The organism is Streptomyces himastatinicus ATCC 53653 (genome assembly GCF_000158915.1).
GTDB classification, from domain to species: domain Bacteria; phylum Actinomycetota; class Actinomycetes; order Streptomycetales; family Streptomycetaceae; genus Streptomyces; species Streptomyces himastatinicus.
Genome location: NZ_GG657754.1, coordinates 10,799,434 through 10,813,473 on the forward strand (window position 1 = coordinate 10,799,434; position 14,040 = coordinate 10,813,473).

Consider the following 14,040-nt stretch of genomic DNA (forward strand, 5'->3'; position numbering starts at 1 on the left):
CGGGAAGGCGGGGAGAACAGGAGAGCGGGGGACCGTGGACGAAGACCGCTGGATCGAGGTCACCGGACTGCACAAGACCTACCGGCCGCGCAGGTCCGAGCCGACCCACGCGCTCTCGGACGTCACCTTCACGGCCCGACGCGGCGAGTTCGTGTCGGTCGTCGGCCCGTCGGGGTGCGGTAAGACCACCCTGTTGAAGATCCTCGCGGGGATCGTCCCCAGGAGCCAGGGGACAGTCCGCGTCGCCGACCGCGACGTGACGGGGCCGCTGCCCGAGGTGGGCATGGTCTTCCAGACGCCCACCCTCCTGCCCTGGCGCACCGTGCTACAGAACGTGATGGTGCCCGTGGAGATACAGAAGCTCGACGCCTCGGTGTACCGGGAGCGGGCCGAGCGGCTGCTCGCGATGGTCGGCCTCGACGGCTTCGAGGGCAGACACCCGCATGAGCTGAGCGGCGGGATGCAGCAGCGCGCCGGAATCTGCCGGGCCCTGGTGCACGACCCGGCCGTGCTGCTGATGGACGAGCCCTTCGGCGCACTCGACGCCCTGACCCGTGAGTCGATGAACGTCGAGTTGCTGAGGATCTGGCGGGAGAGCGGCCAGACCGTCGTGTTCGTCACCCACTCCATCCCCGAGGCGGTCTTCCTCTCCGACCGGGTCGTGGTGCTCAGCCTCCGCCCCGGCCGCATAGCGGAGATCGTCGACATCGAGCTCGAACGCCCGCGCACACTCGGCGCGATGGCCTCGGACCGCGCCGGTGTCTTCGTCGAGCGGATCCGCAGGCATTTCAACGCCACCTCGGTGATCGACTCATGAAGCGACTCATGAAGCGACTCCGCAAGCGGCGGCTCCGGGTGGACCTGCGAGACCTGCGGGAGCGCCCCGAACTGCTGCTCGTTCCCACCGTCTTCGTCGTCACCATGCTGGCCTGGGAGTTCGCGGTCCCCGCCTTCGGGATCGACGACTACGTGCTGCCGCGCCCTTCGCAGATCTTCGACGCCCTCCGGACACAGCTGGCGGACCCGTTGTTCTGGGGACATCTGAAGGTGACGGTCCTGGAGTCGGGTTACGGCTTTCTGCTCGGAGTGGCGGCGGCGCTGGTGCTGGGCACCGCGATCTCCCAGGTGCGGCTGATCGAGCGCACCTTCATGCCGTATGTCGTCGCCTTCCAGACGGTGCCCAAGGTGGCGCTCGCGCCGCTGTTCGTCGTCTGGTTCGGCTTCGGCATGACGAGCAAGGTCGTCATGGCGGCGGTGATCTCGTTCTTCCCCGTGCTGGTCAACGTCATCGAGGGGCTGCGCTCGGCCGACGCCGACCGGATCCAGATGCTCATGGTGTTCGGCGCCGGCAGGATCCAGGTGTTCCGGATGGTGCGGCTGCCGAGCGCGCTCCCCTTCATCTTCGCGGGCCTGGACATCGGGATCGTCTTCTCGATCCTGGGCGCCGTCGTCGGCGAGTTCATCGGCGCGAAGGAGGGCCTGGGATACCTCCTCCTCCAGACCAACTACAACTTCGACATCGCCGGGATGTTCGCCGTGCTGGTGGTGCTCTCCGTACTGGGGCTGATCGCCCACTTCATCATCCGGTTCGCCCAGAAGCGGCTCGTGTTCTGGGCGGAGGAGAACCGGGTGATCGGCGCATGACGACCTGAGCACACCGAGGCAGGAGGCCTGCGTGAGCGCATACGACCTGGTGGTGAAGAACGCCCGTGTCGTCACCCACGACCACGATGACGCACGCCCTGCGGACATCGCCGTCCAAGGAGGCCGGATCGCCTCCGTAGCCTCCGGCATCGCCACGGAAGGCGCCCGCCGGGTGGTCGACGCCGGTGGCAGGCTGGCGTTCCCCGGTGTCGTCGACGCCCACCAGCACTGGGGGATCTACCACCCGCTGCCCGAGGACGCGGCCACCGAGAGCCGCGCGTGCGCACAGGGCGGCGTCACCAGCGCCCTGACCTACACCCGGACCGGCCGCTACTACCTCAACAAGGCCGGTGCGTACGCCGACTTCTTCCCCGAGGTGCTGGCCGCCGCATCCGGCCGCGCCCACGTCGACTACGGCTTCCACCTCGCGCCGATCTCGCGCGCTCACATCGACGAGATTCCCGACCTGATCGAGCGGTTCGGCGTCACCTCGTTCAAGATCTTCATGTTCTACGGCAGCCACGGCCTCCACGGCAGGTCGGCCGACCAGAACGCGTTCCTGATGCTCCCCGAGGACGAGCGGTACGACTACGCGCACTTCGAGTTCGTCATGCGCGGGGTGCAGGCCGCCCGCGAGCGGTTCCCCGGCCTCGCCGACGAGATCTCCCTCTCCCTGCACTGCGAGACCGCCGAGATCATGACCGCGTACACCAGGCTGGTCGAGGAGGCGGGTGACCTGACCGGGCTCGCCGCCTACAGCGCCTCCCGGCCGCAGCACTCCGAAGGCCTCGCGGTCGCCGTCGCCTCCTACCTGGCGCACGAGACCGGGCTGCCCACGATCAACCTGCTGCACCTGTCGTCCCGCAAGGCGGTCGACGCGGCCGTGCGGATGAGTCGGGCGTTCCCGCACATCGACTTCCGCCGTGAGGTGACCGTCGGGCATCTGCTCGCCGACATCACCACCGCACACGGCCTCGGCGGCAAGGTCAACCCGCCGCTGCGGCCCCGTGACGACGTCGAGGCGCTCTGGGAGCACGTGCTCGACGGCACCGTCGACTGGGTCGTCAGCGACCACGCGTGCTGCCGCGAGGAGGTGAAGTTCGGCGAGCCCGAGGACGACGTCTTCCTCGCCAAGGCCGGCTTCGGCGGCGCCGAGTACCTCCTGTCCGGCCTGCTCACCGAGGGAACGAAACGCGGCCTGCCGCTGGGCCGGATCGCCGCGCTGACCTCCTGGAACCCGGCCCGGCGCTTTGGGCTGCGCACCAAGGGCAGCCTCGCCCCCGGCTTCGACGCCGACATCGCCCTGGTCGACCCGGGCCGCACCTGGACCGTACGCGCCGCGGAGTCGGAGTCGACGCAGCAGTACACCCCGTTCGAGGGCTTCGAGCTGACCGCCCAGGTCACCGACACCTTCTTGAGGGGCAACCACATCTTGCGGGCGGGCAAGGTCGTCGGCCCACCCGTCGGCGCCTACCTGCACCGTCCGACCGGAACCGCCTGAGCGCCGGCCGGCAGCCGCAGGCGACCACGGCGGACCGTGGTCGTCCACATTCATTTCGGTAACCGCGCGTCCGCCGGGCCGGGCAATTAATGGCGAATTCTTCGGCCGCTAAGCGGACACACTGCCCATCGGGTCGCTATTCGTCACACAGCGCAGGAGACCGTCACCGCGGATATCTCCACGAGGTACGCAAGCGCTCTCCCAGCAGCCCCGCGATACCTCTCGGCCAGGTCAGAGGCGGTTCGTGAGCGGAGATCACGTGTGAATATAGTGTCAATCGAATGGCTCGGGATGCGAACTCATTGTGTGAACTTGGCACGGCAATAGGCTGGTTCGCGCAATGAGTTCGATGATTGTGGCCTGTGCCGCGTATCCCGTTGGTTCTGGATTTTCTCGATGATTGAGGATGCTGATGGTTCGTACTGCGTCGTCACCCGGAGGCCCCTCGACCGGCCTTGCCGCGGCGTGGTCGGCTCCCGCTGCCCTGATGGCCGTGGTCACGGCAGTCATCGCGACGATCGCGCCGACGGGAGGGAGGGCACCGGCCATCTGGTGCGGAGTCGTCGCCACGGTGATGGTCGCTCTCGTCTCGGCCGAGGCGGCCCGCCGCGGCCGGGCCGTCGCCGCGCTGCGGGCCGAGTACGCCACGCGTGAAGCCGCCCTGCTCCAGGACTTGCGGCGGCAGGAGGCCGCGACGATCCGGCTGGCCGAGCAGCATCTGCCGGCGGCTGTCGCCCGGCTCCAGGAAGGCGAGTTCGCCGAGGACGTCCTGCTGTCCGTCTCCGCTCAGGACGAGGCGCTCAGCCCGCAGTCCCAGGCGGCGCACCAGGCACTGCTGCGGTCCGTCGTCGAGGCCGTGCAGGCCGAGGAGAGCATGCGTGACTCGGCGCAACGCGGTGTGGTGAACATCGCGCGCCGGGTCCAGGCCATCGTGCACCAACAGGCGACGGACCTGCGGGCGATGGAAGACCGGCACGGCCAGGAACCGGCGTTCTTCGCCGACCTGCTCCGGCTCGACCACGGCACCGCCCTGATCGGCCGGCTGGCCGACAGCATCGCCGTACTCGGCGGGGCGCGGCCGGGCCGCCAGTGGAGCAAGGCGGTGCCCCTCTACAGCGTGCTGCGTGGCGCCATGTCCCGGATCCTCGACTATCAGCGGGTGGAGCTGCACACCGTCGCCGAGGTCGCCGTTGTCGGTACCGCCGTCGAGCCGCTCATCCACGCACTGGCGGAACTGCTGGACAACGCCAGCCGGTACTCGCCGCCCAAGACCCGCGTCCACCTGACGGCGGTGGAGGTGCACATGGGCATCGCCATCGAGGTCGAGGACGGCGGTGTCGGTCTCAGTGAGGAGGCGCGGTCGCGGGCCGAGGGGATGCTCAAGGAAGCACGGGCCGGCATCGACCTGAACGACCTGGGGGAGTCGCCGCGGTTGGGGCTCGCCGTGGTCGGCCGCCTCGCGCAGGCCTACGACTTCAAGGTCGCGCTCCCGCCGTCCGTCTACGGAGGCGTGCGCGCGGTGCTGACCGTGCCGAAGAGCCTGCTCACCACCGCACCCGCGACGGGGCGTGCGCACGGTATCGGCGCCTCGTCCGGGCCCCGGCCGGCGGACCGGCCGGCCGCCGCACAGGGCGCGCCCTCCCGGGAGGCGACCGAAGCGTTCGCACCGCGCACCGCGTCCCCGTCCCCGGACGCGTACCGGAACGCCGGTGCGGCAGTGGACACACACGAGGCTGTGGACACGGACGGGTCCGCCCCGGTCCGCGCGGACGACCGTACCGGGGAAGAGACACCGGCCGAGGCCGAACGCACGGCCAGCGGGCTGCCCCAGCGGCGCCGCCGTCGTCCGGCGACCGGGCCCGCGGCGCGGACCGCGCCCCGGCCGGGGCCGGCGGAGACGGCGCACGAGGAACCCGCGCCCGGCGTCTGGATGGCCGAATTGCAGAGCGGTCTCTCAGCCGACAAGCCCAGGGCAGCACCTCCCCGGGCCAACAGCGACACCTCAGACAAGGGTGAGTAACCGATGCAGCAGCGCGCGGACATGGACTGGATGCTCAGGGATCTCGCGGAGAGCGTCCCCCAGACTCGCCACATCGTGGTCCTGTCGTCGGACGGCTTGTGCATGGCCCGGTACGACACGGACATGGACACCGCGGACCGCCTCGCCGCGGTCGGTTCGGGCCTGCAGAGCCTGTCGGTGGCCGTCGCCTCCGAGTTCCCGCACAGCGACGGGCGGATGCGGATGGTCGTCATCGAGGTCAGCGGCGGCTTCATGTACCTGATGGCCGCGGGCGCCGGTGCCCATCTGGCGGTGCTCGCCGACGAGGGGGTGGACGCCGGACTGGTCGGTCAGTGCATGCGTGACCTCGTCGCCCGGATCGGCGCGCATCTCACCACCCCGCCGCGAAGCGACGGGCAGCTGCGGTGAGCACGTCCGACCGCGACTGGGACGAGGGCGGTCCCGAGCGGCTCTACGTCATCACGGGGGGCCGGGCGGACTCAACGGAGCAGGCCGACCTGGACCTGGTCACCCTGATCGTGTCCCGGGAGGAGCCGAAGGCCGGCATCCAGCCGGAGCTCGCCGCCATCCTCCGGGTGTGCCGGTCTCCGGTGTCCGTCGCGGAAATCTCCGCTCATTTGACCCTGCCCACCAGTGTGATCAGCGTGCTCCTCGCCGATCTGCTGGCCGACGGACGTGTCGAGGCCCGCACACCCGCCTCGTCGCGTCCCGACATCGCACTGATAGAGGCGGTTATCGATGGTCTCCAGAATCTCTGACACGGTCACGGAGCCTCGGCGCGAGGACCGGCTGCCGTCAACGGCCTCCTCCGCAGTCAAGATCGTCATCGTGGGCGGTTTCGGCGTCGGAAAGACCACCTTCGTCCGCTCGGTGAGCGAGATCAGGCCGCTGACCACCGAGGAAACGATGACGCAGGCCGGCGCCGGGATCGACGACATCGCCGGAGTGGAGCGCAAGACCGTGACCACCGTGGCGATGGACTTCGGCCGGATCACGCTCAACGACGAGCTGGTGCTGTATCTCTTCGGCACACCCGGCCAGCAGCGCTTCTGGTTCCTGTGGAACGGCCTGTTCGAGGGTGCGCTGGGAGCCATCGTGCTCGTCGACACCCGGCGTCTGGAAGTCAGCTTCGACGTGATCGGGCGTCTGGAAGAGGCCGAGGTGCCCTTCGTGATCGCCGTCAATTCCTTCCCCGACGCGACCTCCTACCTCACAGAAGAGGTGCGCGGCGCACTCGACCTTCCGGACAGCGTGCCGATCGTGGTGTGCGACGCACGCGAGCGACCGTCGAGCCGGGACGTGCTGCTTTCCCTGATGCGCTATCTGCGAACCTTTGTAACGACCTCGGAGTCCACGTGACCGCCAACAACCCCGAGCCCACGACCGACCGCCCGGCGACTCCGCCGCCCGGCTGCCCGGCCCACGGCATGACTCCGGACGCACTGCACCGCCTGTACGGCGACGAAGCCCAGGCCGACCCGATGGGTGTGTACGAGAAGCTGCGGGCCGCGCACGGGCCCGTCGCCCCCGTACTCGTCCACGGCGACCTGCCGGCCTGGCTGGTCCTCGGCCATCGCGAGAACCTCGACGTCCTGCGCACCCCCACCGTCTTCTCCCGTGATTCACGGTATTGGCGGGACATGGCCGAGGGGCGGGTGACGGCCGACCATCCGCTGGCGCCCATCACGGCCTGGCAGCCGCTGTGCGTCTTCGTCGACGGCGAGGAGCACGAGCGGCTGCGCGGCGCGGTCACCGACAGCCTGGGCCGCTTCGAGGCGCGCGGTATCCGGCGCCATGTCACGCGTTTCACCCATCAGCTCGTCGACGGGTTCGAGCGCAGCGGACGGGCCGACCTGGTGCACCAGTTCGCCGCCCAGCTTCCGCTGCGGGTCATGACACAGCTCTTCGGCATGCCGGACGACTACGGCCCGGCCCTGGCCGCCGCCGTCCAGGACGCGCTCACCGGTACGGACACCGCGGCAGCGAGCAACGAGTACATCACCCGGACCCTGCACCAACTCGTCGAGCGCAAGCGCACCGACCCCGGTCACGACTTCCCCTCCAAGCTGATCGAGCACCCCTCCGGCCTCAGCGACGACGAGATCCGCGAGCATCTGCGGCTCATCCTCACCGCCGCCAACGAGACCACCGTCAACCTGATCGCGAACGCACTGCGGACGCTGCTCACCGACGACCGCTTCCGCGCGAACCTGGCCGGCGGGCACATGACGCTGCCGGACGCGATGGAGCAGGTGATGTGGGACGAGCCACCGATGATGACTCTCCTGGGGCGGTGGGCCACCAGCGACACCGTGCTCGCCGAACAGCCCATTGCGGCAGGGGACATGCTCCTGCTCGGTCTCGGCGCGGCCAACGTCGACCCGGCGATCCGCCCCGATCTGCATGCCTCCGTGCACGGCAACCGCTCCCATCTCGCCTTCAGCGGCGGCCCGCACGAATGTCCCGGTCAGCACATCGGCCGGGCGATCGCCGACACGGCCATCGACACCCTCCTCACCCGCTTGCCCGATCTGCGGCTGGCCGTCCCGAACGACGAACTGGAGTGGACCTCCTCGCTGATGTACCGCCACCTCAAGGGGCTGCCGGTCGAGTTCACTCCCAGCCACCAGGCGCCGCGGGCACCCGGTCTGACACCGCCGAACGCGCTGCGTACCGAGCTCCCCACGGCAGAGCCCGAGACCAAGCCCGCCTTCTCGACCGCCCCTGCCCCCGCCGACCCGTTCTGGCTGTCCTGGTGGCGCGGTGTGAAGCGGCGGACGAAGGGCTGAGGCGCGGAACACGTCAAAGTTCTGTCTTCAACTGATGCTGTTGTGGGCATTGATGCTCAGGAAGGCAGAAGGGCGTGTGAGGCGGGAATCCTCACCGGCCCCCGCACGGGAGGGCGTCGAGTCCCTTGACGGACCAACAGCACCCGGAGTACGTCTCCCACCGATTCAGGGCACGCAGCGCCGGTTCGGGCGAAGGGTTATGCCCGGCCGCCGGACCGCGCTGATTTCCGTCTGACGTCTGACATCTGCCATCTGACGTCCGACGTCTGCCGTCTTCCCTGAACTACCGGCCCCGACCCCAGCGGCCGGCCTTTGTGGAGCAACCATGCACACGAACACCCACACCGGCGAGAGCCGGCAGAGCCCCGTTTCCGACACCCCACGGAGTGCCTCGCTTCCCGGTCTGCTGGCCCGGCAGATGGTGCGCGCACCCGACGCTCCGGCGGTACAGGACGGCGGCAGAACATATTCCTATGAGGATCTCGACGACTGGTCACGGTCCATATCCCAAGCCCTCCTGAGTCGAGCCGTACGCCCCGGGGACGCCGTCGCGGTCCTCGGCACGCGCTCCTGGGAGGCGACGGTCGCCACCGTCGGCATCCTGCGGGCCGGTGCGGTGTGCGTCCCGGTGGACGCGCAGTACCCGTCGGCCCAAGCCGCCGAGATGCTCAGTGATGCCGGTGCACGACTGGCCATCGCACTTCCCGGCCACGAGCCGGTGGCGGCGGCGGGCGACGAGCCGGTGGGCTGGGAAGAGTTCGACGCACTGGTGCGGACGCGGCCCACCGTGGACCACGACCCGGATTTCCCGTCCCTCACGGAACGTTCGGCGGAGAACTGCGCGTATGTGCTCTTCACCTCCGGCACCACCGGACGCCCCAAGCCGGTGCTCTTCCCGCACCGCGCCGTGACCCGGCTGGCGGAGGGCGGCGCTCCCTGGTGCCCCGGCTCCGGAAAGCGCGTCCTCCAGACCTTCGGCCTCTCCTTCGACGGCTCCCTCTTCGAGATGTGGGCCACCCTGCTGGGCGGCGGCTGCCTCGTCGTGGCGGGCAGGGACGTACTCCTGGACACGGAGGCGCTGGGCTCGCTGCTCCGCGCCGAGCGCATCACGCATGCCTTCATGACCACCAGCCTGTTCCACCACTCGGTGCGGACCAAGGCCGGGATCTTCGGCGCCCTGGACATGGTGCTGGTCGGCGGTGAGGCCATGGACCCGGGGCTGGTGGCGGCGGTGTGTGCGACGGGACGGCCGCGGCATCTGATCAACGGATACGGCCCGACCGAAGGCGGCATCATGGTGAGCGCCTACGACGTCGGCCATGTGGCGCCCGATGCCTCCTCGGTCCCGATCGGATGGCAGGTGGCCGCCAGCAGCTGCCACCTCCTGCGGGCCGACGGCAGCCCGGCAGGCCCCGGCGAGGAGGGCGAGATCTGCATCGGCGGGGCGGGGCTGGCCCTGGGCTACCTCAACCGGCCCGAGGAGACCGCCCGTGCCTTCGTCACGCTGCCTACGAGCACCGGCGAGAGCGAGCGTCTCTACCGCAGCGGTGACCTGGCCCGCCGGGGCGGTGACGGGCTGCTGGAATTCCGCGGCCGGGTGGACCGGCAGGTCAAGGTCCGCGGCTTCCGCGTCGAACTCGACGCCGTGGAAGCCCTGTTGCGTACCCACCCCGGCGTGGCCGACGCCGCGGTGCTCGTCCGGGGGAACGACGGCATCGGCAAGGGGCTCAGCGCGTTCGTCACGTCCGCGGACCCCACCCGGCCGGTGCGGCCCGAACAACTCCGCGCGCACCTGGCGAGCCGACTGCCCACGCACGCCATCCCCGCCCCCATTCACCCGCTGGAGCGTATGCCGTTCACCGGGAACGGCAAGACCGACTACGCGGAGCTGCGCACCCGGGCCGCCGTCCCCGACCAAGGCTCGGGCCAGCCGCCCGCCGAAGGGCCGGGCGACCCCGTCGCGGAGATCTGGGCGGAGGTGCTCGGCACACCGGTGTCCGACAGCACGGACTTCTTCGCCGAGGGCGGCAACTCCCTCCTCGCGGCCCAGGCCGTCACCCGCACCATCGCCGCCCTCGGCCTGACCGCCGAGCACTTCGCGCCGCTGCTCCAGCGCCTGCTGGCGGCCCCGGCCCTGGCCGCGTACCGCGCGGCGACCGGCACCCTGCCGTCCGGGCCATCCGGGCCGGACGACCGGACACAGCCCGACTACGAAGCCGAGGCCGGCATCGAGCTGAACGTCGGCGCCGGCCCGGACGCTTCCCCGCAGCCCACCCGGGCCCGCCACATCCTGCTCACCGGAGCCACCGGATTCGTCGGCGCGTTCCTGCTCGAACGGCTGCTCCGCGATACCGACGCGACCATCCACTGCCCGGTGCGCGCCGCCGACGACGCGCAGGCGATGCGGCGGATCCACGCCACGATGAAACGGTTCGGTCTCCGTCTCGGCGAACCCGGTCGGGTCCGTCCGCTGCCCGCCGAACTCGGCCGCCCCGGGCTGGGGATGCCACCCGGTGTCCTCGGCGGCCTGGCGGACGACGTCGACCTGATCGTGCACAGCGCCGCCCACGTCAACTTCCTCTACCCCTACCAGCAGTTGAGGGAGGCGAACGTGGAAGCCGTCCGCTCCCTCCTCGACCTGGCAGCAGGGCGACGGATTCCCCTCCACTACGTCTCGACCACCGCGGTGCTCTCCGGAAGTGGCGCCGGGGGCGTCCGGTACGTCGACGAGAGCACCCCGCTCAGCCATCCCGAGCTGATCAGCATGGGGTACCCCGAAACCAAGTGGGTGGCCGAGCGCATGCTCGGCCACGCGGCGGAGGCGGGGCTGCCGGTCACCATCCACCGGCCCTACGAAATCACCGGCCACAGCCGCACCGGCGCCTGGAACACCTCCACTGCCATCTGCGCGGTCTTCGACGCCATCGCGCACATGGGGTCGGCCCCCGCGGTCCCGCTGCCCCTCGACCTTTGTCTCCCGTGGACACCGTCACCGACGCGATCGTCGGCATCGCACCCGGCTCCCGCATCTCGGGGGAGTGGTCCACCTGACCAACCCCCGGCCGGCACGGCTCAGCGACATGGTCGACCGCATGCGCGCCGCCGGATACGCCATCGAGGACGTCAGCTACGAGGAGTGGACCGCCGCTCTCGTCGATCATGTGCGCCGCAACCCCGAGGCCCCCATCGCGCCGTTCCTGCCACTCTTCGTCACGCCGGCGAACGAGACCGACCACAGTGTCAAGGAGCTGTACTTCGACACCGTCTTCCCCGAAGTCGCACGCACCCGCACCGACCAGATCTGGCCCGCTTGGCGGGACTCCTGCCCGCCCGTCGACGACACGCTGCTCGACGGCTACCTCTCCTGCCTCCGGCGCAGCGGCCTCCTCAGCGACTCCCCGCAGGCCGCTCCGGAGCGGCGGGCCCGGCTGACCCGCGGGTGGTTCCGAGTCCTCCGAGGACGGGGCGGCGCTTGATGCGTTCGTGGCGGGAGGTGCTCAGTCCGCAGGGTTCAGGCGGTACGTCGTCCCGGGCTCCGTGTCGAAGACGATCAGCCCCGGCTCCGGGCGCCGTGCCCGGAGCCGATGGCCGTGGACGGACACCTTCAGATCCGTGGCGGAGCGTACGATCGCCTGGTTGCCGGAGCGGGAACGCAGCTTGCCCGTGAGCAGCGCGCCCTGGCGCCACGTCAGATCCACCTCGAAGCCACCGCGCGCCAGCAGACCGCGTACCCGGCCGTCGAGCAGTGTCGGAGGCAACGCGGGCAGCAGACGTAACTCACCCGCGTGGGACTGGAGCAACCACTCCGAAACGCCCGCCGTCGCACCGAAGTTGCCGTCGATCTGGAACGGCGGGTGCAGATCGAAGAGGTTCGGCGCGGTGCGCTCGGGGGTGAGCAGATCGGTCAGCAGCTTGAAGGACCGCGCGCCGTCCTCCAGCCTGGCCCAAAAGTTGATCTTCCAGGCCAGGGACCAGCCGGTGCCCGCGTCACCCCGCCGCTCCAGCGTCTTGCGTGCCGCGGCGAACAGCTCCGGGGTGTCCCGCTTGGTGATCTGGTTGCTGGGGTGCAGACCGTACAGGTGCGAGACGTGCCGGTGTTTCTGCTCGGGAGCGATCGCGTCCCAGTCCTCCTGCCACTCCCGCAGCTGGCCCTGGGCGCCGATCTTCATGGGTGGCAGTTTCCGGCGCACGCGCCGCACCTCGGCCCGCATCCCGGCGTCCGCGTCCTCGCCGAGGAGTTCGGATGCCTTGACGAACCCGTCGAAGAGGTCGCGCAGGATCTGGTTGTCCATGGTCGGCCCGGCGCAGACGGACACGTTCGTGTGGTGGGCGTTCTCGGGTGAGTTCGCGGGGCAGGTGACGAAGTGTCCGGTGGCCGGATCGGTGACCAGGGTGTCGAGGAAGAACCGCACCGAGCCCCGGAGCACCGGATAGCGACGGCGCAGCGCCTTCTTGTCGCCCGTGAAGAGGTAGTGGTCCCAGATGCCGGTCGACAGCCAGGCGCCGCCGGTCTGCCACATGCCCGGGAACGCACGGTCCACCGGGGCGGTGCCGCGCCAGGCGTCGGTGTTGTGATGGGTGACCCAGCCTCCGGCCCCGTACTGCCTCTTCGCGGTCGTGGCCCCGGCGACCGACAGATCCGCGAGCAGGTCGAAGACCGGTTCCCAGCACTCCAGGAGGTTGGTCACGGGCGCCGGCCAGTAGTTCATCTCCGTATTGATGTTGATCGTGTACTTCGAGTCCCAGGAGGGGCTGAGCGAGTCGTTCCAGATGCCCTGGAGATTGGCGGGCTGGGTCCCGGGCCGTGACGAGGAGATCAGCAGATAGCGGCCGTACTGGAAATGCAGCGCGACCAGCTGCGGGTCGGTGGCGGAGGCGAAGTTGGCCACCCGTTCGTCGGTGGGCAGCGCCGCGGCGTCGGTCGTGCCGAGGTCGAGTCCGACCCGCCGGAACAGGCCCCGGTAGTCGGCGACATGGCGTTTCCGGAGGCGTGCGTACGGGACGTCCGACGCGGCGTTGAGAGGAGCGGTGGCGCGGGCCGCGTGGTCGCCGGTCGGGTTCCGGTAGTCGGTGTAGCTCGTGCCGACCGAGACCAGCAGGGTGACGGAGTCGGCCCCCGTCACCGTGAGGGTGCCGTTCTCGCTGCTGACCGTTCCGCCGTCGGCCCGGGCACGGGCCAGCGCCCGGAACCGTACCTGCCCGGTGACGCCCTCACGGGTCTCCGACGTTCCGTCGATCGCGACGGTGATCCGGTCGGGCGACGACGCGATCACGGTCTGCGGGCTGTCGAAGGCCGCGGTGAAGGACACGGCCCCCGGCCTGTCTGCGGTCAGGCGCATGACGATCACCTGGTCGGGGTGGCTGGCGAAGCACTCGCGGTCGTAGGTCACCCCTCCCTGCGCGTAGCGCACGGAGGCGACGGCGGAGTCGAGGTCCAGCGTGCGCCGGTAGTCTCCGACCTCGCCCGCGGCATCGAAGGCCAGCCGCAGGTTCCCGACCGGCTGGTACATCAACTCGCCCTTGGGGGTGCCGAGGAAGTCCGAGTCGATCAGGGACTGGGCGGCCTCCCACTCCCCGGCGAAGACCCGCCTGCGGATCTCGGGGAGGCTGGCCAGGGCCTTCGGGCTGGCGGGCTCGTACGGTCCGCCCGCCCACACCGTGTCCTCGTTCAGCTGGAGCAGTTCGCTCTCGGCGCCACCGAAGACCATGGCCCCGAGCCGCCCGTTGCCGATGGGGAGCGCCTCCAGCCATGTGGAGGCCGCACGGGGATACCAGAGGGCGAGATCGCCGGGTCTGATGTCGGGCCCTGATGCGCCCGACGCCGACGCCTGGTCGGCGGCGGCCGCAGCGGGGCCGCCGGATAACACCAGGTCCGTCACGCCGGCTCCGGCCGTGGCCGACCATGCGAAGAAATGTCTGCGGTCCATGCCATTAGCTTCAACTCATAGGATGTCTGCTGTCGATGGGCAGGTGCAACTTCGACGGATTTCGATGCCGCGCAGCATGGTTGAACGCCATGGTCATCGACCTCGCCGCGGAGAAGATTGCAGGTAGGGAGGTGTTCGGGCCGATTCTCCACACCGGCC

The 14,040-nt window shown here is 70.1% G+C and carries 9 protein-coding genes and 1 pseudogene; 9 read left to right on the forward strand and 1 reads right to left on the reverse strand.

Annotated elements, in window-relative coordinates:
* The first annotated feature begins 34 nt into the window (after positions 1-34).
* From SSOG_RS45450 to SSOG_RS50015, 9 genes and pseudogenes are all read left to right on the forward strand, one after another.
* Entirely contained in the window at positions 35-817 is a 783-nt protein-coding gene (locus tag SSOG_RS45450) for an ABC transporter ATP-binding protein (RefSeq protein WP_009721079.1), read from the forward strand.
* Between the two features lie 8 nt (positions 818-825).
* A complete protein-coding gene (locus tag SSOG_RS45455) occupies positions 826-1,644 on the forward strand; it encodes an ABC transporter permease (RefSeq protein WP_106516568.1) in 819 nt (272 codons plus the stop codon).
* Between the two features lie 31 nt (positions 1,645-1,675).
* The gene (locus tag SSOG_RS45460; protein WP_009721081.1) at positions 1,676-3,145 is read left to right on the forward strand and encodes a dihydroorotase; all 1,470 of its coding nucleotides are present in this window, start codon (positions 1,676-1,678) and stop codon (positions 3,143-3,145) included.
* Positions 3,146-3,632: 487 nt separating this feature from the next.
* Positions 3,633-5,165: a sensor histidine kinase gene (locus tag SSOG_RS45465; RefSeq protein ID WP_009721082.1), complete on the forward strand. Its 1,533-nt coding sequence runs from the start codon at positions 3,633-3,635 to the stop codon at positions 5,163-5,165.
* A 3-nt stretch (positions 5,166-5,168) separates the two neighbouring features.
* A complete protein-coding gene (locus tag SSOG_RS45470) occupies positions 5,169-5,573 on the forward strand; it encodes a roadblock/LC7 domain-containing protein (protein ID WP_009721083.1) in 405 nt (134 codons plus the stop codon).
* Positions 5,570-5,923: a DUF742 domain-containing protein gene (locus tag SSOG_RS45475; RefSeq protein ID WP_009721084.1), complete on the forward strand. Its 354-nt coding sequence runs from the start codon at positions 5,570-5,572 to the stop codon at positions 5,921-5,923. Before SSOG_RS45470 ends, SSOG_RS45475 begins: the two co-directional genes overlap by 4 nt.
* The gene (locus tag SSOG_RS45480) at positions 5,904-6,524 is read left to right on the forward strand and encodes a GTP-binding protein (protein ID WP_009721085.1); all 621 of its coding nucleotides are present in this window, start codon (positions 5,904-5,906) and stop codon (positions 6,522-6,524) included. The genes SSOG_RS45475 and SSOG_RS45480 overlap by 20 nt, the downstream gene beginning before the upstream one ends.
* Entirely contained in the window at positions 6,521-7,954 is a 1,434-nt protein-coding gene (locus SSOG_RS45485) for a cytochrome P450 (protein ID WP_009721086.1), read from the forward strand. Before SSOG_RS45480 ends, SSOG_RS45485 begins: the two co-directional genes overlap by 4 nt.
* Positions 7,955-8,372: 418 nt before the next feature.
* Positions 8,373-10,901, forward strand: a pseudogene (locus tag SSOG_RS50015) (non-ribosomal peptide synthetase); the annotation flags it as partial.
* 550 nt (positions 10,902-11,451) lie between these two features.
* Here the strand turns inward: SSOG_RS50015 and SSOG_RS57200 are convergent.
* The gene (locus tag SSOG_RS57200) at positions 11,452-13,881 is read right to left on the reverse strand and encodes a glycoside hydrolase family 95 protein (RefSeq protein ID WP_009721089.1); all 2,430 of its coding nucleotides are present in this window, start codon (positions 13,879-13,881) and stop codon (positions 11,452-11,454) included.
* Between the last annotated feature and the right edge of the window lie 159 nt (positions 13,882-14,040).

What these genes read in the sequence shown, in the direction of transcription:
- SSOG_RS45470 (WP_009721083.1), top strand. Translation starts at nt 5,169, where the DNA reads ATGCAGCAGCGCGCGGACATGGACTGGATGCTCAGGGATCTCGCGGAG.
- SSOG_RS45455 (WP_106516568.1), top strand. Translation starts at nt 826, where the DNA reads ATGAAGCGACTCCGCAAGCGGCGGCTCCGGGTGGACCTGCGAGACCTG.
- SSOG_RS45465 (WP_009721082.1), top strand. Translation starts at nt 3,633, where the DNA reads ATGGCCGTGGTCACGGCAGTCATCGCGACGATCGCGCCGACGGGAGGG.
- SSOG_RS45480 (WP_009721085.1), top strand. Translation starts at nt 5,904, where the DNA reads ATGGTCTCCAGAATCTCTGACACGGTCACGGAGCCTCGGCGCGAGGAC.
- SSOG_RS57200 (WP_009721089.1), bottom strand. Translation starts at nt 13,881, where the DNA reads ATGGACCGCAGACATTTCTTCGCATGGTCGGCCACGGCCGGAGCCGGC.